The 17555-nt window shown below is 66.9% G+C and carries 15 protein-coding genes; 10 read left to right on the top strand and 5 right to left on the bottom strand.

The genetic code is table 11. The features are described 5' to 3' along the window. The first annotated feature begins 10 nt into the window (after window positions 1–10). Both ABC728_RS21225 and ABC728_RS21220 read left to right on the top strand, forming a co-directional pair. On the top strand, window positions 11–964 hold the full coding sequence (locus tag ABC728_RS21225; protein WP_416617432.1) for a diacylglycerol kinase family protein: 954 nt from the start codon (window positions 11–13) through the stop codon (window positions 962–964). Further along, window positions 961–1902 (top strand): hypothetical protein, encoded by a 942-nt coding sequence (locus ABC728_RS21220; protein WP_416617433.1) that lies wholly within the window; start codon window positions 961–963, stop codon window positions 1900–1902. Before ABC728_RS21225 ends, ABC728_RS21220 begins: the two co-directional genes overlap by 4 nt. A gap of 244 nt (window positions 1903–2146) precedes the next feature. On the opposite strand, the gene ssb is transcribed toward ABC728_RS21220, so the two are convergent. Next, window positions 2147–2722 (bottom strand): single-stranded DNA-binding protein, encoded by a 576-nt coding sequence (ssb, locus tag ABC728_RS21215; RefSeq protein ID WP_416617434.1) that lies wholly within the window; start codon window positions 2720–2722, stop codon window positions 2147–2149. Window positions 2723–2910: 188 nt separating this feature from the next. Here ssb and ABC728_RS21210 point away from each other — a divergent pair, with 188 nt between their 5' ends. Next, window positions 2911–3276: an MmcQ/YjbR family DNA-binding protein gene (locus ABC728_RS21210; protein WP_416617435.1), complete on the top strand. Its 366-nt coding sequence runs from the start codon at window positions 2911–2913 to the stop codon at window positions 3274–3276. Between the two features lie 103 nt (window positions 3277–3379). Beyond that, entirely contained in the window at window positions 3380–6259 is a 2880-nt protein-coding gene (uvrA, locus tag ABC728_RS21205) for an excinuclease ABC subunit UvrA (protein ID WP_416617436.1), read from the top strand. 60 nt (window positions 6260–6319) lie between these two features. On the opposite strand, the gene ABC728_RS21200 is transcribed toward uvrA, so the two are convergent. Continuing rightward, complete coding sequence (locus ABC728_RS21200; protein WP_416617437.1) at window positions 6320–6493, bottom strand: DUF4169 family protein; 174 nt, start codon at window positions 6491–6493, stop codon at window positions 6320–6322. 80 nt (window positions 6494–6573) lie between these two features. On the opposite strand from ABC728_RS21200, the gene ABC728_RS21195 reads away from it, so the two are divergent. The 6 genes from ABC728_RS21195 (at window position 6574) to ABC728_RS21170 (ending at window position 15099) form a co-directional block, all read left to right on the top strand. Then, window positions 6574–9762: an AsmA family protein gene (locus tag ABC728_RS21195; RefSeq protein WP_416617438.1), complete on the top strand. Its 3189-nt coding sequence runs from the start codon at window positions 6574–6576 to the stop codon at window positions 9760–9762. Between the two features lie 82 nt (window positions 9763–9844). Beyond that, complete coding sequence (locus tag ABC728_RS21190; protein ID WP_416617439.1) at window positions 9845–10627, top strand: 3-hydroxybutyrate dehydrogenase; 783 nt, start codon at window positions 9845–9847, stop codon at window positions 10625–10627. 71 nt (window positions 10628–10698) lie between these two features. Continuing rightward, the gene (locus ABC728_RS21185) at window positions 10699–11736 is read left to right on the top strand and encodes a patatin-like phospholipase family protein (protein ID WP_416617440.1); all 1038 of its coding nucleotides are present in this window, start codon (window positions 10699–10701) and stop codon (window positions 11734–11736) included. A gap of 146 nt (window positions 11737–11882) precedes the next feature. Beyond that, window positions 11883–13466 carry a peptide MFS transporter gene (locus ABC728_RS21180; protein ID WP_416617441.1) on the top strand — a complete coding sequence of 528 codons (1584 nt, stop codon included), beginning with the start codon at window positions 11883–11885 and terminating at the stop codon, window positions 13464–13466. Between the two features lie 165 nt (window positions 13467–13631). Next, the gene (locus ABC728_RS21175; protein WP_416617442.1) at window positions 13632–14456 is read left to right on the top strand and encodes a helix-turn-helix domain-containing protein; all 825 of its coding nucleotides are present in this window, start codon (window positions 13632–13634) and stop codon (window positions 14454–14456) included. Between the two features lie 172 nt (window positions 14457–14628). Further along, window positions 14629–15099 carry a hypothetical protein gene (locus ABC728_RS21170; RefSeq protein ID WP_416617443.1) on the top strand — a complete coding sequence of 157 codons (471 nt, stop codon included), beginning with the start codon at window positions 14629–14631 and terminating at the stop codon, window positions 15097–15099. An 18-nt stretch (window positions 15100–15117) separates the two neighbouring features. On the opposite strand, the gene ABC728_RS21165 is transcribed toward ABC728_RS21170, so the two are convergent. The 3 genes from ABC728_RS21165 to ABC728_RS21155 form a co-directional block, all read right to left on the bottom strand. Further along, window positions 15118–15804 (bottom strand): hypothetical protein, encoded by a 687-nt coding sequence (locus ABC728_RS21165; RefSeq protein WP_416617444.1) that lies wholly within the window; start codon window positions 15802–15804, stop codon window positions 15118–15120. Window positions 15805–15993: 189 nt separating this feature from the next. Next, window positions 15994–16869, bottom strand: a complete 876-nt coding sequence (locus ABC728_RS21160) for a DNA-3-methyladenine glycosylase family protein (protein ID WP_416617445.1) — start codon at window positions 16867–16869, stop codon at window positions 15994–15996. A 2-nt stretch (window positions 16870–16871) separates the two neighbouring features. Further along, entirely contained in the window at window positions 16872–17552 is a 681-nt protein-coding gene (locus ABC728_RS21155; protein WP_416617446.1) for an ABC transporter ATP-binding protein, read from the bottom strand. Window positions 17553–17555: the final 3 nt, after the last annotated feature.

The following is a 17555-nucleotide window of genomic DNA, read 5'->3' as shown; positions in this document are numbered from 1 at the left end:
CACCCCTGTCATGGCGCGTCTCGGCCTTATCCGGAACCCCTACAGCCAGCGCAACAAGGGCGTCGGCGGTGACAGGGCTGCCCAGGCGGCGGCCCTGCTCGGCTTCTATTTCGCCGAACCCGCCTCGCCGCAGGAATTGCAGGAGACGCTGGCCGATTTCGCCCGTGGCGGCGTCGACATCCTGTGCGTGGATGGCGGTGACGGCACGGTGCGCGACGTGCTGACCGCCCTGCCCGCCGCCTATGGCGACACGCCGCCACGGCTGGCCATCCTGGCCGCCGGCAAAACCAACCTGATTGCGGCCGATGTCGGCACCACCGGCCATGGCGCCAGGGGGCTGGAACGGCTGCTCAACACCGTGCGGGACGGTTCGCTGGGCCGGCATGCCGTGCGCCGGCCCGTCCTGTCCCTGCACTGGCCGGATGGCGAACACCGGGACGTGCGCGGCATGTTCATGGGGGCCGGCGCCTTCACGCGCGGCACCGACCTGGCCAATGCGGCCATCCACAAGGCCGGGTTCACGCAGGAAATCGCCGTGGCCCTGACCATGGCCGGCGTGCTGGGCCGGGCGCTGGTCGGCAACGACCGGCATGGCTGGCTGGCGGGGGAGGATTTCGGCGCCGCCATCGATGACGGCACCATGGATGATGGCAACCGTTTCCTGTTCCTGGCCACCACGCTGAACCGGCTGATCATGGGGCTGTGGCCCTTTTGGGATCATGGCGACCGGCCACTGCGCTATCTGGATGTCGCGGCCCGCCCGCCCGGCCTTCTCTTCGCCCTGCCCCGGCTGATGAAGGGCCGGCCCGGGGCCGCCATGCGGGCCGGCGACGCCTATCGCTCCGGCGGGGCAGAGCGGATCGGGCTGCGCCTCACCCGGCCCCTGATCATGGATGGGGAGACCTATCCCGCCGGTCATGTCATCCTGTCCGCCCATGACAGCATCACCTTCGTGCAGCCGTGACCGCCCCGCCCCGCCTCGCCGACCTGATCCGCACCGAATGGCAAGCGCCCCTGCCGGACCCGGCTGCGGCGCTGGTGCGCGCATTGCGGGACCATGGCGGGGACAATGTCGCCGCCGTGCTGTTTTATGGCTCCAACCTCCGCTCCGGCGATGTGGAGGGGGTGCTGGACTTCTATGTGCTGCTGGACAGGCTGACACCCTGGCGGGATAGCCGGTCCCTGGCCGCCGCGACACACCTGCTGCCGCCCAGCGTGGAATATTGGGAGGTGCCCTGGCAGGGGCATGTCCTGCGGGCCAAGGTTGCCGTGATGGGCATCGGCCAGTTCGCCGCCGCCAACCGCTTCGGCGGCTGGGACACCACGATCTGGGCACGTTTCGCCCAGCCTGTGCTGCTGGCCCATGCACGCGACGCTGCTGCAACCGGCCGGGTCCTGGCCGCCGTGGCACAGGCCGTTTCCACAGCCGGCCGCTGGGCGGCCCTGCTGGGGCCGGCCCAGGGAACGGCACGCGACTATTGGGAGGCACTGTTCATGGCCACCTATGCCGCCGAATTGCGGGTGGAAAAGGCGGCACGCGGTGTCAGCCTGGTGGACCATGCGGCCGACCGCTACACGGCCTTGCTGGTCCCCGCCTGGCAGGCGGCCGGCATCACCTGCGAGGAAAAGGCCGGCGGGATCCTGCTGCCGTTGATGGGCCAGACGGAACGGACAAGGGGGGTGCGCGCCTGGGCCAGGCGGCGCCTGTTCGGTAAGGGGCTGAACGTTGCCCGGCTGGTGAAGGCAGCCTTCACCTTCCAGGGCGGCGTGGATTATCTTCTATGGAAGCTGCACCGCCATTCCGGCATGCGTCTGGAACTGACACCCTGGCAACGGCGCCATCCCGTGCTGTCCGCCCCCGGCATTCTGTGGAAACTGAAGCGCATGGGGGCCATCAGGTGACGGCGGAGCATACCGCCGCCGAACCCACGCTGCCCTGTCAGCCGCTGCATCATCTGCTGCCCTGTCGTGCGGATCCGTCACGACACGCGCGCCGCACGTCAGGCGAACCAAAGGCCCACCGCAAAACCGGAACCGGGGCGCCAAGCCCGCCGGATAGCGGGACCTGCGGTACCGCCATCGGGGGCCCTCCGGCTCCTGTCTCCCTCGTTACCCGGTGATCTTCCGCGATCGCGGGGACGCAGGCTCAGAACGGGATTTCATCATCCAGGTCGGCCGCCGGGCTGGGGCGGGTGTTCCCCCCGCTACGGGCGCCACTGCCACCATTGCTGCGGCCGGAACCACCCCGATCCTCGTAACCGCCGCCGCCACCATAGCCGCCGCCACCGCCGCTTCCGCCGCCATAGCCACCACCATAATCACCGCCGCGGTCATCATATCCGCCACCGGACGAGGCCCCGCCGCCGCCTTCACGCCCGTCCAGCAGGGTCAGCTCACCCCGGAACTGACGCAGGACAACCTCGGTCGTATAACGCTCCTGGCCCTGCTGGTCCTGCCACTTGCGGGTCTCCAACTGGCCTTCGACATAGACCTTGCTGCCTTTGCGCAGGAAACGTTCCGCGACCCCCGCCAGATTCTCGTTAAAGATGACGACGCTGTGCCACTGGGTCCGTTCCTGCCGTTCGCCGGAATTGCGGTCCTTCCAGCTTTCCGACGTGGCGATGCGCAGCGTGCAGACCTTGCCGCCATTCTGAAGCGACCGGACCTCCGGGTCGCGGCCCAGGTTGCCGATCAGGATGACCTTGTTGACGCTGCCCGCCATGTGTCGCTCTTTCGCAAAAGGGTATCGCCGGTGGAACCTGCGTCCCGCCGTTGTCGCCCGCAGCCTAACGCCGGCCCACGCCCGTTTCTACAATATTAAACAAGAACAATGCAAGAACATTGCATTTGCCGGCACGAGGCGGCATTGTCTGGCCGTGGGTGAATGCGACCGTCTCCAGGATGCAGCCGATGACCGACCAACCGCTTGCAGCCGCCGAACAGGCATTGAGAACCCGTGCCCTGTCCCTGCCCGGCGCGGTGGAGGATTTCCCTTGGGGGGAGCGGGTCGTGAAGGTCAACGGCAAGATATTCGTGTTCCTGTCCCGTCCCGGCGACGGAGCGCTGCGGATCAGCATGAAGCTGCCGCATTCGCGCGATTTCGCCCTCGACGTTGCGGGCGCGGAGCCGACGGGATACGGGCTGGGCAAGGCCGGCTGGGTCAGCTTCGGATTCGCGGCGGGAGATCAGCCGGATGTCGAGCGCCTGTGCCACTGGCTGCTTGAAAGCTACCGCGCCATCGCGCCGCGGCGGCTTTCGGCCCTGCTGGCGACATGACGCCCCCGCACAATGGTGGCCTTGGCAATCACGCCGGGTTGCCTATCCTTAACCGCACCGCAGCATGGCAATGGCCCACGGGGCTGAAAGCGAAGAAGCAGCGATGAGCAAGTACATTTCCGTCCGTGGCGCCCGTGAGCATAATCTGAAGAATGTCGATGTGGATTTGCCGCGCGACAGCCTGGTGGTGATCACCGGCCTGTCCGGGTCCGGCAAATCCTCTCTGGCCTTCGACACGATCTATGCCGAAGGCCAGCGCCGCTATGTGGAAAGCCTGTCGGCCTATGCGCGCCAGTTCCTGGAACTGATGCAGAAGCCCGATGTGGACAGTATCGAGGGGCTGTCGCCCGCCATCTCCATCGAACAGAAGACCACCAGCCGCAATCCCCGTTCCACCGTGGGCACGGTGACGGAAATCTACGATTACATGCGCCTGCTGTTCGCGCGCATCGGCATTCCCTATTCGCCGGCCACCGGCCTGCCCATCGAAAGCCAGACGGTCAGCCAGATGGTTGACCGCACCCTGTCCATGCCGGAAGGCACACGGCTCTATCTGCTGGCCCCCATCGCGCGCGGCAAGAAGGGGGAATTCAAGAAGGAACTGGCGGAACTGCGCAAGCGCGGCTTTCAGCGCGTCAAGATCGACGGGGAAATGTACGAGATCGAGGATGCCCCCACCCTCGACAAGAAGCTGAAGCATGATATCGAGGTCGTGGTCGACCGGCTGAAGGTGCAGGCCGACCTTGGCAACCGGCTGGCCGATTCGATCGAGACGGGGCTGGACCTGTCCGACGGGCTGATCTTCGCGGAGGATGCGGACAGCGGGGAGCGCACGGTCTTTTCCGCGAAATTTGCCTGCCCCGTCAGTGGCTTCACGATTGAGGAGGTGGAACCGCGGCTGTTCAGCTTCAACAATCCGTTCGGGGCCTGCCCGGCCTGCGACGGTTTGGGCTCGAAGCATTATTTCGATCCTATGCTGGTCGTTCCCGACGAGCGGCTGAGCCTGAAGGAGGGCGCCATCGCGCCCTGGGCCAACTCGACCTCGCAATATTACCTGCAGACCCTGGAGAGCATCTGCGCCCATTTCGGCGCCGATATCCGCCTGCCCTGGGAAAAATTGCCCGACGAGGTGCGCCAGTGCGTCCTTTACGGGTCCGGCAAGGCACCGATCACCATGCGCTATGATGATGGCCTGCGTTCCTACGAGACAAAGAAGCCGTTCGAGGGGGTGGTCAACAACCTGCAGCGCCGCTGGAAGGAAACCGAGAGCGCCCTGGTGCGCGAGGAACTGTCCAAGTACCAGTCGGCGCAGCCCTGCGAGGCCTGCGAGGGCGCACGACTGAAGCCGGAAGCCCTGGCCGTCAGGGTCCGGGGGCTGAACATCGCGGATATCAGCCGCATGTCGATCCGGCAGGCGGCGGACTGGTTCGCCAACCTTGACCCCCACCTGACCCAGAAGCAGCGCGACATCGCCGTGCGCATCCTGAAGGAGATCAACGAGCGCCTGGGATTCCTCAACAATGTCGGGCTGGAATATCTGGCCCTGGACCGCGCGTCGGGCACGCTGTCGGGTGGCGAAAGCCAGCGCATCCGCCTGGCATCGCAGATCGGATCGGGCCTGACGGGCGTGCTTTATGTGCTGGACGAACCGTCGATCGGCCTGCACCAGCGCGACAATGACCGGCTGCTGTCCACTTTGAAGCGGCTGCGCGACATCGGCAATACCGTCGTCGTCGTCGAACATGACGAGGACGCCATACGCGAGGCCGATTATCTGGTCGACATGGGTCCGGGTGCCGGCGTGCATGGTGGGACCATCGTGGCGCAGGGTACACCGGCGGAGGTCATGGCTCATCCCAGCAGCCTGACCGCTCTCTACCTGTCCGACCGGCGGCGGATCGAGGTGCCGGCCGTGCGCCGCACGGGTCATCCGGGCCAGATCCTGGAGGTCACGGGCTGCCGCACCAATAACCTGCGCAACGTGTCGGCTCAGGTGCCGCTGGGCACCTTCACCTGTGTCACGGGCGTCTCGGGGGGTGGCAAGTCCACCCTGGTGATCGAGACACTATACAAGGCGCTGGCAAAGCGGCTGATGGGCGCCCGCGAGCATCCGGGCGATCACGACGCCATCCACGGGCTGGAGAATATCGACAAGGTCATCGATATCGACCAGTCACCGATCGGCCGGACCCCGCGGTCCAACCCCGCGACCTATACCGGCTGCTTCACCCCCATCCGCGACTGGTTCGCGGGCCTGCCGGAGGCGAAGGCGCGGGGCTATGGCCCCGGCCGCTTCAGCTTCAACGTCAAGGGTGGGCGGTGCGAAGCCTGTCAGGGCGACGGCGTCATCAAGATCGAGATGCATTTCCTGCCCGACGTCTATGTCACCTGCGATGTCTGCCATGGCAAGCGGTACAATCGCGAGACGCTGGAAGTCCTGTACAAGGGCAAGAGCATCGCCGAGGTGCTGGACATGACGGTGGAGGAAGGGGCGGAATTCTTCCGCGCCGTGCCGTCGATCCGCGACAAACTGGAGACACTGGACCGGGTGGGCCTGGGTTATATCAAGATCGGCCAGCCCGCCACGACCCTGTCGGGCGGCGAGGCGCAGCGCGTGAAGCTGGCCAAGGAACTGGCTCGCCGGTCCACGGGCCGCACCATCTATATCCTGGACGAACCCACGACGGGCCTGCATTTCGAGGATGTCCGCAAGCTGCTGGAAGTGCTGCACGCGCTGGTGGACCAGGGCAATACCGTGCTGGTGATCGAGCATAATCTGGAGGTCATCAAGACCGCCGACTGGATGATCGACATGGGTCCCGAAGGCGGCAACGGGGGCGGGGAGATCGTGGCGGCCGGCACACCGGAGCAGGTGGCGACATCCAGCCGCAGCCACACGGGCCATTACCTGGCCCCCTACCTGTTGCGAAAGACCGTCGCAGCCCCCCCGCCTGCACCCGCCCGCAAGCGCAAGGCAGGCTGACCGGGTTTGCGACAGCGTTCGGCAGGCGGGCTTCGGCCCGCCAACGGCCCCTGTCCGGTGTCAGTCCAGCTTTTGCCCATCCAGCCGGGTGCGGGCGGCGGCGGCCTCGGCTTGGCTTTTCTGCTTTTCCGCCTTTGTCCGGCCGAAACGGATACGGTTCTCGGCCGCCCGGCTCTCCCGCTCGGCCTTCGCCTTCGCTTTTCGGGCACGATTGAGATTCACGATTTCGGCCATATCAATACCTATCCTGCCAGCCACCGATCCCCTAGGTTAAGGCCCTGCGGCCAACCGATAGCAAGAGGAATGGAACGGGCGTGAAGCGGATTGCGGTCATTGCCGGTCTTTGCCTGGGCCTGCTGGTGCTGCTGGCCCTGGTCGGGCCGGCCCTGGTTCCCTGGAACGAGTTCCGGTCGCGGGTGGCCGATGGCCTGACGGAACTGACGGGCCGGCAGGTGGTCATCGATGGCGACCTGGATCTCAGCCTGTTGCCGGCCCCGACATTGCGGGCGGGATCGGTCCGCCTGCTGGATGACGGAGAGGTGCTGGCCAGCATCGGCAGCGTCGATATGCGGGTGAGGCCGCTGCCGCTGTTGCAGGGGCGGGTGCAGATCGAGCATCTGGTCCTGCGCAAGGCGGAAATGCGGGCCTTACTGCCGGGCGACGGACCAGCGCGCTGGCCGGTCGCCCCGGAAGCGCTGGGCGGGTCGGTGCAGGTGGAGGGATTGTCACTGAGCGACGGCTCCCTGGCATTGGAGCGGCCGGATGGCAGCATCACGCGGCTGACCGGGCTATCGGGCGAGATGGGGGCCGGCGGACCCGACGGGCCGTTTGAACTGATGGCCAATGGCGGTCTGGGTGGCATGCCGGTGCGGCTTGCCCTGAACGCCGCCCGCCGCACGGCCAATGGCGGGACCCCGGTACGCGCGCTGCTGACCCTGCCCGATGCCCGCACCGATCTGCGCTTCACGGGCATTCTGCCTGCCGGCGGCGTCCCCTGGAAGCTGGAGGGGGACATCGTCCTGCAGGGCGGCGGTGCCGCCCCCCTGCTGCGGCTGGCACGGCACCTCGCGGGGCAGGAGGTGGGGGAAGTCACCGATACCGGCCCGGCGCTGGCCCTACGCAGTCATCTGGCCATCACGCCAGAGGCCATCGGGCTGGACGGTATCGAGTTGCAATGGGGTGACAGCCGGGCTACGGGCAGCATCGACCTGCCCCGCATGGCGGCGGGCGAAGGGGCTGTCGTCCTGGCCTTCACGGCACTGGACCTGGACGGGCTGGCCGCCGATCTGCCGGACATGCGGCCCTGGTTGCCGGATACGCCGCTGACACTGGACCTGCTGGCCGACCAGGGACGCCTGAATGGCGAAATCCTGCGTGACCTGCGGCTGGTCGGCCGGTTGGAAGCAGGCGTGATGAACGATGCGGAGATGGCTGCCACCCTGCCCGGTGCCACAGCCCTGACCGTGAAGGGTAGCGTCGACCTCACCGGCAGCACACCGGTGGCGGATGTGTTGCTGGATACGCGCAGCGACAATCTGCGCGCCATCCTGACCTGGTCCGGTGTGCCGGTGGAGACGGTGCCGGCGGAACGGCTGCGCCAAGCCCGGCTGACCGGCCGGCTTGCCGGAAAGCCGCAGGATTTTGCCCTGACGGACATCGCCGGCAGCGTGGATACAACGGCATTCACGGGTGCCTTCACCCTGGCACGACGCGACCGGCTGGGTCTGGGCCTGCGCCTGACATTGGACCGGCTGGACCTGGATGCCTACCGCATGGCGGATGCACCACCGCCCTGGACAGGCCTGCGCACGGTGATGGAAGGCATGGACCTGACCCTGGAAGGCCGGGCCGACCTGCTGACGGTGGACAGGATACCCGTGGAGGGGCTGACGCTGGATGCCGGCTGGACGGGCAACGCCCTGTCGCTGCGGGCGCTGAATGCCGATGCCGTGGCGGGCATCAATGCACGGGCCAGCGGCTTCCTTTCGGGCAATCAGGGTGAAAGCTCGCATCTGACGCTGACGGCCAACGGGCCGTCCCTGGCACCGCTTCTGCGGGCCCTGGGCCGGCCAGACCCCGTACTGGCCGAACGGCTGGGCAGCGTGGCGGTGGAGGCGCGGCTGGTGGGCGACATGGTGCGCCTGGCCGCGGATATCCGTGCCGATGCGCTGGGGGGCAGTACTCATGTCGGCGGCACCATCACCGACCCGTTGGACAGGGAGGAGGCGGGTCCGGGCCTGGACCTCAAGGTGCGCAGCACCCTGCCGGAGACGGGGAACCTGCTGCGGCTGTTCTTCAGCGACTGGCGGCCGGCCGGCCCGGCCGGGCCGCTCGACATCTATGCATCCGTCGCCGGCCCCTTGGCCGGTCCGGTGACGATCGACGCCATTCAGGGCCGTTTCGCCGGACAGGAGGTGGCCGGGGCCTTGAACTGGAGCCGGTCCGCGGGCGAGGAGCCGCAGCCAGGCCGCCTGTCGGGGGAACTGGCCCTGGGGGCACTGGATGCCGACCTGCTGCTGCCGGGGCTGACCCGCGACGGCGCGGCCTGGAACCTGGACTGGACGCGCCGCATAAACGGCGAGATCATTTTCGCGGCAAGGCAACTGACGCTTGGCGGGGAAAAGCTGGAGCAGGTCCGCCTGCCGCTGACCGCAGGGGCGGGTCTGATCCGTCTGGAAGAAGCGACCGCGCAATGGCGGGGCGGGACCGTGAAGGCCGGCGGCGCCATCGAGCAAACCGCCGCCGACCCGGTCAACGCGGAGACGCAGACATCGCCGCTGGCCGGCAATCTGACGCTGGAGGTCGCAGGGGCGGACCTGCCGCCCTGGCTGAATGGAGAGAGCCTGGGCGTTGAGGGCGGCAAGCTTGATCTTTCATTTACAGGAACCGGAACCGGCCCCACGCCGCACGCCGTCACATCCTCCCTTTCCGGCAGTGGGCAGGCCACCCTGCACGGATCCACGGTGACCGGCATCGACCTGGCCGCCACCGGCAAGCGACTGGCCGAGGGGGGGGCCCGGGGACCGGCCAACCTGCGCGCCATTCTGCGCCGCGGTGGCCAGACGGGCTTCGACACGCTGTCCCTGTCCTTCGCGCTGGCCGACCGTATCGCAGCGATCAGCGGCATCGATGCCGCCGGACCGCAAGGCGCGTTGACCGGTGCCGGCCGCTGGTCCTGGCACGACCGCACCCTGGACCTGGCTTTGACCGCCAGGCCGGCCGACCCGAAAGCGGCGCCGTCCATGGGCATCCGGCTGGCCGGGCCCGATCAGGCGGCCGTGCGGACCCTGGACCTGGAGGCAGCCGATGCCTGGCTGGGCCGGCGGGAGGCGGAGCGGCGGGCGCGGGAAGCCGCGAAGGAGGCTGCCACGAAACCAGCCCCCGCAGCGCCCACGCCGGCCCCGAAACCCGCACCAAAGCCGGCAGCCCCCGCACCGCAACCGGCTCAGCCGCAAGATGACGCGGTGCAGGGAATCCTCGACCGGCTGAAACGCACCCCTTGATTTGAAAGTCGAATGGGTATTCATCTCCATGCATCCATCCGCAGGCCGGTCCAGCCGGAACGACAAGGGAGCGAGTAGCATCATGCTGAAGGATAAGGTCGCCATCATCACGGGCTCCACCAGCGGGATCGGGCTGGGTATCGCGCGCCGGCTGGCAGCGGCGGGCGCCCATGTCGTGCTGAACGGTTTCGGCGACAAGGCGGAGATCGAAACGGTCCGCACGGCCATCGAGGCGGATTACGGTGTCCAGGCGCTTTATTCCGCCGCCGACATGAGCAAGCCGGACCAGATCCGGGCCATGATCGACCTGGCGGTGGAGAAGCTGGGCGGGGTTGACATCCTGGTCAACAATGCGGGCATCCAGCACACGGCCCCCGTCACGGAGTTCCCCGCCGAACGCTGGGACAGCGTGATCGCCATCAACCTGTCCGCCGTTTTCCATGGCATCCAGGCCGCCCTGCCGCATATGCAGGCCAAGGGCTGGGGCCGCATCGTCAATATCGCGTCGGCCCATGGGCTGGTGGCCAGCGCCAACAAGGCCGCCTATGTCGCGGCCAAGCATGGTGTCGTCGGCCTGACCAAGGTCGTGGCGCTGGAGAATGCCGAAGGCGCCATCACCTGCAACGCCATCTGCCCCGGCTGGGTGCTGACCCCGCTGGTGCAGAAGCAGATCGATGCGCTGGCCGCGCGCGAAGGCATCAACGGCCAGGAGGCACAAGTGAAGCTGTTGTCGGAAAAGCAACCATCGAAGCAGTTCACGACGCCCGAGCAACTGGGTGACCTGACGGTCTTCCTGTGCAGTGATGCCGCGGCCAACATCAAGGGCGCGTCGCTGACCGTCGATGGCGGCTGGACGGCGCAGTAAAGCCCGACAGCTCCCCTGCCCCTCGCCTGCTTCGTCCTTGCATTTTCCCTTTTTCCAAGTGAAGTCCCGTCATGACCAAAGCAAAAGCCGCCCCCCGCCCCCGCATCGGCCTGGCGCTGCAGGGAGGGGGATCGCACGGGGCCTTCACCTGGGGCGTGCTGGACAGGCTGCTTGAACGCGACCGGCTGGATGTCGAGGCGATCAGCGGCACCTCCGCCGGCGCGCTGAACGGTGCCCTGCTATCCTATGGCTGGCTGACGGGGGGAGCCCAGGGGGCCCGGGACCTGTTGCACCGGTTCTGGCGCCGCGTGGCGAAGGCCAATGCCTTCGGGCCGATGTCGCCCTCCTTCCTCACCCAATTGACGGGCAACCCCAATGTGGAGGCCCATCCCGTCTATGCCGGGTTCGACCTGATGATCCGGATGATGTCGCCCTACCAGTTCAATCCGCTGGGCCTGAACCCGCTGGCCGATGTGCTGGAGGGGCTGATCGACTTCGGGAAACTGGCGGAAGCGGCGGAAATGCGGCTGTTCGTCAGTGCCACGAATGTCACGCAGGGCAAGATGCGCCTGTTCCAGGGCAAGGACCTGTCAGCCGATTGCCTGCTGGCCACCGCCTGTCTGCCGTTCCTGTTCCAGGCCGTGCGCATCGACGGGGAACATTACTGGGATGGCGGCTACATGGGCAATCCCGTGCTGGACCCGCTGATCAAGCAATGCCGCGTCGATGACATCGTCATTGTGCAGGTCACGCCCATCCACCGGCCGGAGGTGCCCCGAGCGCCGACCGCCATCGTCGACCGCATCAACGAGGTCAGCTTCAATTCCACCTTCCTTCGCGAATTGCGGTCGATCGAGCTGGTCAACCGTCTGCTGGCCAGGGGAGCCATGACGCCGGAGGCATCGGGGATGCGGCAGGTCCACCTGCACCGCATCCAGGCGGAAGACCGGATGGCCCATCTGGGTGTGTCCAGCAAGCTGAACGCGGATTGGGGCTTCCTGACGGACCTGTGCGAACTGGGGCGGGAGGCCGCCGACCGTTGGCTGGCCGGCGATGCGGCACAACTGGGCCAGCGCAGCACCTTCGAGACGGGAAGCCTTTTCGTGTGAGGTGCCGCCCCGCTCCTGCCCCATCTTGCGGAGACGGCCCGACCCGATCGCGGCCGACCCGGAAGCATCCCCTCGTGCCCTCTGTTTCAACCCTGGCAAACATGCTATAGGCCCGCACTTCAGCATCCAGACAAAACAAGGCTGCAATGGCTTGGATATCAAACGACCCTGAACGGGGGTTCTTCGGGCATCCGCGCGGGCTGGCGCCACTGTTCTTCGCGGAGATGTGGGAACGCTTCTCCTTTTATGGCATGCGCGCGCTTCTCACGCTCTATCTCGTCAAACATTTCATGTACAGCGATGAGCAGGCGAGCTTCATCTATGCCAGCTATGCCTCGCTGAACTATGCCATGCCGGTGATCGGCGGCCTGATCGCCGACCGTTACCTGGGCAATCGCAAGGCGGTGATGCTGGGCGCCATCCTGCTGGTCTGTGGCCATATCGGCATGGCCTTTGAAGGCGCACCGGCCCAGATCATCGACGGCGTGATCGTGCGGCAATCGCCATACGATCAGATCATGTTCCTCTCCCTGGCCTTCATCATTGTCGGCGTCGGCTTTCTGAAGTCGAACATCTCGACCATGGTCGGCAAGCTTTACGCCAACAAGGACGATCCCCGCCGCGATCCGGGTTATACCATCTTCTACATGGGCGTTAACCTGGGCTCCTTCATGTCCACGATCGCCTGCGGCTATCTGGGCGAAACCTATGGCTGGGCCTATGGTTTCGGGCTGGCCGGCCTTGGCATGGTGGCAGGGCTGATCGTGTTCGCCCGCGGCACGCAATGGTATCGCAATTCCGAACCACCCGACCCGGTGGCGCTGCGGGCCCGCACCCGCGCCGGCCTGTCGCTGGAATGGATCATCTATGCCGGGGCTGTGGCCGCGGTGTTCGTGAACTGGCAGCTTGTGCAGATGCATGCCGTCGTCGGCTCGCTGCTGCTGGCCATCGCCACGGTCGTGCTGCTGGGCATCCTGTGGTTCAGCCTGACCCAATGCACCAAGATCGAGCGGGATCGCATGGTCGTGGTGCTGGTGCTGACCGCGCTTTCCGTGGTGTTCTGGACACTCTTTGAACAGGCGGGAACCTCGCTGACGCTGTTCGCCGACCGCAATTCGGACCGGTCGCTGTTCGGCTTCATCATTCCGGCCTCCGTGGTCCAGGTCTTCAACCCGATGTTCATCGTGCTGCTGGCTCCCGTGTTCTCCTGGGGCTGGGTGAAGCTGGCGCAGAAGGGGCTGGAGCCTTCCACACCGTTGAAGTTCGCGCTGGCCATCATTCAGGTCGGCCTGGGCTTCGGTGCCCTGGTGGTCGGCGCCTCCCTGGCCGGGGAGGACGGGCAGACCGCGCTGTTCTGGCTGGCCCTGGCCTATCTGCTGCACACGACCGGCGAACTGTGCCTGTCGCCCGTGGGCCTGTCGATGATCAGCCGCCTGTCGGTGGCCCGCATCACCGCCATGGTCATGGGCGTCTGGTTCCTGGCCTCCTCCGGTGCGCATTTCCTGGCCGGCATCGTTGCCGCCATGGCCAGTACCAGCACGGAACCGGGGCGAGAGATGACGGCTGTGGAAAGCCTGCCGGTCTATACGGCGGTGTTCCATGACCTGTTCATCGGTGCGGCCGTCATCGGCGTGATCGTCGTCCTGATCAGCCCGTTCCTGAAGCGGCTGATGCATATGGATGCGGCCGACATGCATGTGACCAACGGCAAGCCGCCCAAGAAGGGCTGAGCCCCACGGGCTTGCCATCGCCATGGACCCGCCCGGATCGCTCCGGGCGGGTTTCTTCTTTTCGGGGGTCGGCCTGCAGCACCGTAATTACCTTCCAGGTAATCGACAGGCGACGGGGTCCATGGGACAAGAAGGCCTTCCCTTCCAGCACGCCCGGGCGCCCCCATGCTGCAAACCGCCACCCGCCGCCGCGTCAATAATGCCGAAGCCTTCGGCCCATTGCTGAAACGCTGGCGCCAGTCCCGTGGGGTCAGCCAGTTGGACCTCGCACTTTCCTGCAATACCAGTCAGCGGCACCTGTCCTTTCTGGAATCGGGCCGGTCGCGCCCGTCGCGTGGCATGGTGCTGCAACTGGCCGGGGCGCTTTCGGTGCCGCTGCGGCACCAGAACGCCCTGATGCTGGCCGCCGGCTTCGCGCCCGCGTGGGACAGCAGCCCGCTGGATGCGCCCGACATGGCCCCCGTGAAGGCTGCCATCACCCATATGCTGGACATGCAGTCCCCCTTCCCGGCCGCCGTCGTGGATCGCCATTACAACCTGATTCAGGCCAATGGCGGCGGGCAGCGCCTGCTGGGCTTTCTGGCCGGTCCCGCCATCGCGGCCATGGCCCAGACCAACCTTGCCCGCCTGCTGCTTTCCCCCGACATGCGGCCGGTGATGGAAAACTGGCAGGAGGCGGCAGCCTGGACGATACGCCGCCTGCGGGCGGAAGCGATGCTGGAAGACCCACTGGCCGGTGCGCAGGATGATCCGATGGCCGATATCCTGACCGATCCGCAATGGCTGGACCTGGCGCCCCCACTGACCGAGGGACCGCCGGACGCACCTGCCCTGTGCCTGCGGTTCAACAAGGACGGGGTAAGTCTGTCCTTGTTCTCCATCATCGCCATGGTCGGCACGCCGCTGGATGCGGGGCTGCAAAGCCTGCGGGTGGAATTGTTCTATCCCGCCGACGCCATGACGGAAGGGTGGTTCAGGGCGCAGGCATGATCTACCAATAGGTGTATTATTCCTATTGCCATTTCGACGATCATGCGCATGATCAAGGGCGGGCCGATCAGGGGACGGGGAAACGCCTTTGGACATGCACTTATCCAGGACCGGGAAACCCGATCAGGGTTCGGCAGCCGTCCCGCCAGGCTTCAGGACATATCCAGCGCGATTGCGGCGCCGTGCCCGGTACCTGACCTGGCCCCTGGTCCTTCTGTCGGCCGTATATGCAGGGGGGGCTGCGGCCCTGGCCGGGCCGGGCGATGTGACCGCGGTCAGCGCCGGGGCCCCTTCCTGGCGCCGCATCACCTTGGACCGCACACCGTCACCGACGGAAATGGTGGCGGTGCGGATCGCCATCGCGGCCGACAGTTTCCATCCCGGCCGGCATGTCATCGTGGATGTGCCCAGCGGCCCGGCCTTCGTCGCCCAGATCATGCGGGAGGCGGCGGCGGAGCCAGCCGACGGAACCCTATGGTTTGATGCCGCCATTCCCTTCCGGGCCTTCAACGATACCACCCCCAGCCTTTCCCTGCGCTTCCTGCTGGATGAGGGATGCAAGCCGGGGGAGGCGGTGCCGACGGATCGCGGTCCGCTTCTGGTCACGGCCGTGGATGCGCGTCTGGCACCCCTTGCGCCGTGAAAGCCGGATTACACCGGATCAGCCAACCACCTGCCAGGCGCCATCGGGCTGCATGCAGGCCGTGCCATAGGCATCTTCACGCCGACCGCCGATGATCACCTGCTGCTGGAATTCCCGGCAATAGGCACCCGCGGGCGTCCGCCCCTCGCGCAGGGGCGTGACGGACCCGCCATAGCCGCCATCGGACCAGATGACGGGCTGGCCGATGGGCGCCGTGGTGGCACGTATCTGTGCTTCCTCATGCGCACGCTGCTGCGTCTCGCTGAGCGCATTCAGCGCCAGCAGCGAAATGGCTGTCAGCCCCAGGAAGGCCAGAGCGTCATTGTCGCGGCGATAATGACCATAGCCGGAATACCAATGGCCATGCGGCCGCACCACCACGACATCATGATAGACACGGCGGCGGGCCGGCGGCACATCCCAGTGACGCACATGGTGGCCGCCACGATCGTACCAGCCGGGCGGCGGGCCATAGTAACGGTCATATCGCGGACCGTTGCGGGGGCCCTGGTCGTAGCGGGGGCCATGATCATGGCGGGGACCGCGATCATAACGGCCCCGGTCATACCGCTCCTGCCCGTGCTGACGGTCGCGGCCATAGCCGTTCCGATCCCGATCGCCCGGCCCCGCAACTGCCGGCGGTATCGCCACCGACAGGGACAGCAGGGCCGCCAACGCCAGGGAACCCAGTTTGTGCAATCGCATGATCGCCTCGCCTTAAAACCAGTGGCATCCCCGACAAGGGATGCGCAGACCATCACGATCAGGGCGGGAGGGGGCGGATTTATGGCAAAGGCGCGCATGGCTGACCCTTTCAGCCACCGGATTTCCGCATGGATAGGCATGAACCAGCAACAGGATCGCCGGGGGCCACTTTCCAGCCGGGGTCCGGCGTCAGGTCCAGCCGGCCCAGAGATGGGCCGTGGCAAGGCTGCGCCAGGGCGCGAAGGGCTGCATCAGGGCTGCCTGCTCCGCCGGGCCGGGACGCCGGTCCAACCCGTGGAAATTCTGCAATGCCAGGGCAAGACCGGCATCCCCCACGGGCGCGATATCGGGAAAGGCACAGGCCCGCAGCAGCACATAGGCCCGTGTCCAGGGCCCGATACCCTTGATCCCCGTCAGCGCGGCATCGGCCGATACCGCGTCGCCATCGGGCAACGCCTCATAATCCACACCGGCCCTGGCCGCATTGATCAGATAGGTGGCCTTGGCGCGGGAGAATTTCAGCCGGCCCAGCACTTCCGGGTCCAGCGCCGCAATGCCGGCCGGCGTGGGATGCGCCTTCATGCCCGATACATGGTCGATGCCGGCCAGATCGATCAGCGTGCGGCGCAACTGACCGGCGAAGCGCAGATTGACCTGCTGCCCCACGATGGCCCAGCACAGTGCCTCGAACACGCTGGCGGTCTGCGGCAGGCGCAGCCCCGTGCCGCACCGCGACAGCAACCGGGCCACCGCCGTATCGTCACGCCCCAGCGCCTCCAGCCCCGCAACGTCGATGGATACGCCCAGCATGCGGGCCGCCGCGGCGCGCAGGCGGGCCGCCTCCACCGTCGTCAGATCGGCGGGGTCGGCGGTCAGCACCGCACGACCTTCCCCCAGCGCGATCTCCAGGCGGATGGCGCGGCCGGCCGGGGCCAGCACCTTGGTGACGCACGCGCCCGCCACCCGTTCCGACAGCCCGTCCGGGTCACGCCCATGATAGGCCAGCACCCAATCGGCACGATATCCCGGCGGCAAGGGGATGTCGGGCAGCCAGACCGCCGCCATCGTCAATGCTCCACCAGCACGCCGTCACGCATTTCCACCACCCGGTCCATGCGCCGGGCCAGGTCGAGATTATGGGTTGCGACCAGCGCCCCCAGACCCTGCCCGCGCACCAGATCGGCGAACAGGGCGAACACCGTCTCGGCCGTCGCCGTATCCAGATTGCCCGTCGGCTCGTCCGCGATCAGCAGCCGGGGGCGGTTGGCCAGCGCGCGGGCAATGGCCACGCGCTGCTGTTCCCCGCCCGACAATTTGGCCGGACGGTGCCCGGCACGGGCCGACAGGCCGACAAGGCCTAGCAGTTCCTGTGCCCGCGTGCCGGCCTGGGCACGGGCCGCCCCGGCCAGCATCTGCGGGATGACGACATTCTCCAGTGCCGAGAATTCCGGCAGCAGATGGTGGAACTGGTAGACGAAGCCGATCCTGTCGCGCCGGATGGCCGTGCGCTCCTTGTCGGACAGGCCGTCGGCCTTGCAGCCCGCCACCTCGATGACACCACGATCGGCATGTTCCAACAGGCCGGCAATGTGCAGCAGCGTGGACTTGCCCGCCCCGCTGGGGCCGACCAGGGCCACCATCTCCCCCGCCCGGATGGCGGCGTTGACGCCGCGCAGCACATGCAGCGGGCTTTCCACCTGGGTGAAGCTGCGATGGATATCGGTCAGGCGCAGGACGATGTCATCCATTTC

The organism is Niveispirillum fermenti, from assembly GCF_052474395.1.
This window is presented reverse-complemented; position numbering and strand designations above follow the sequence as displayed.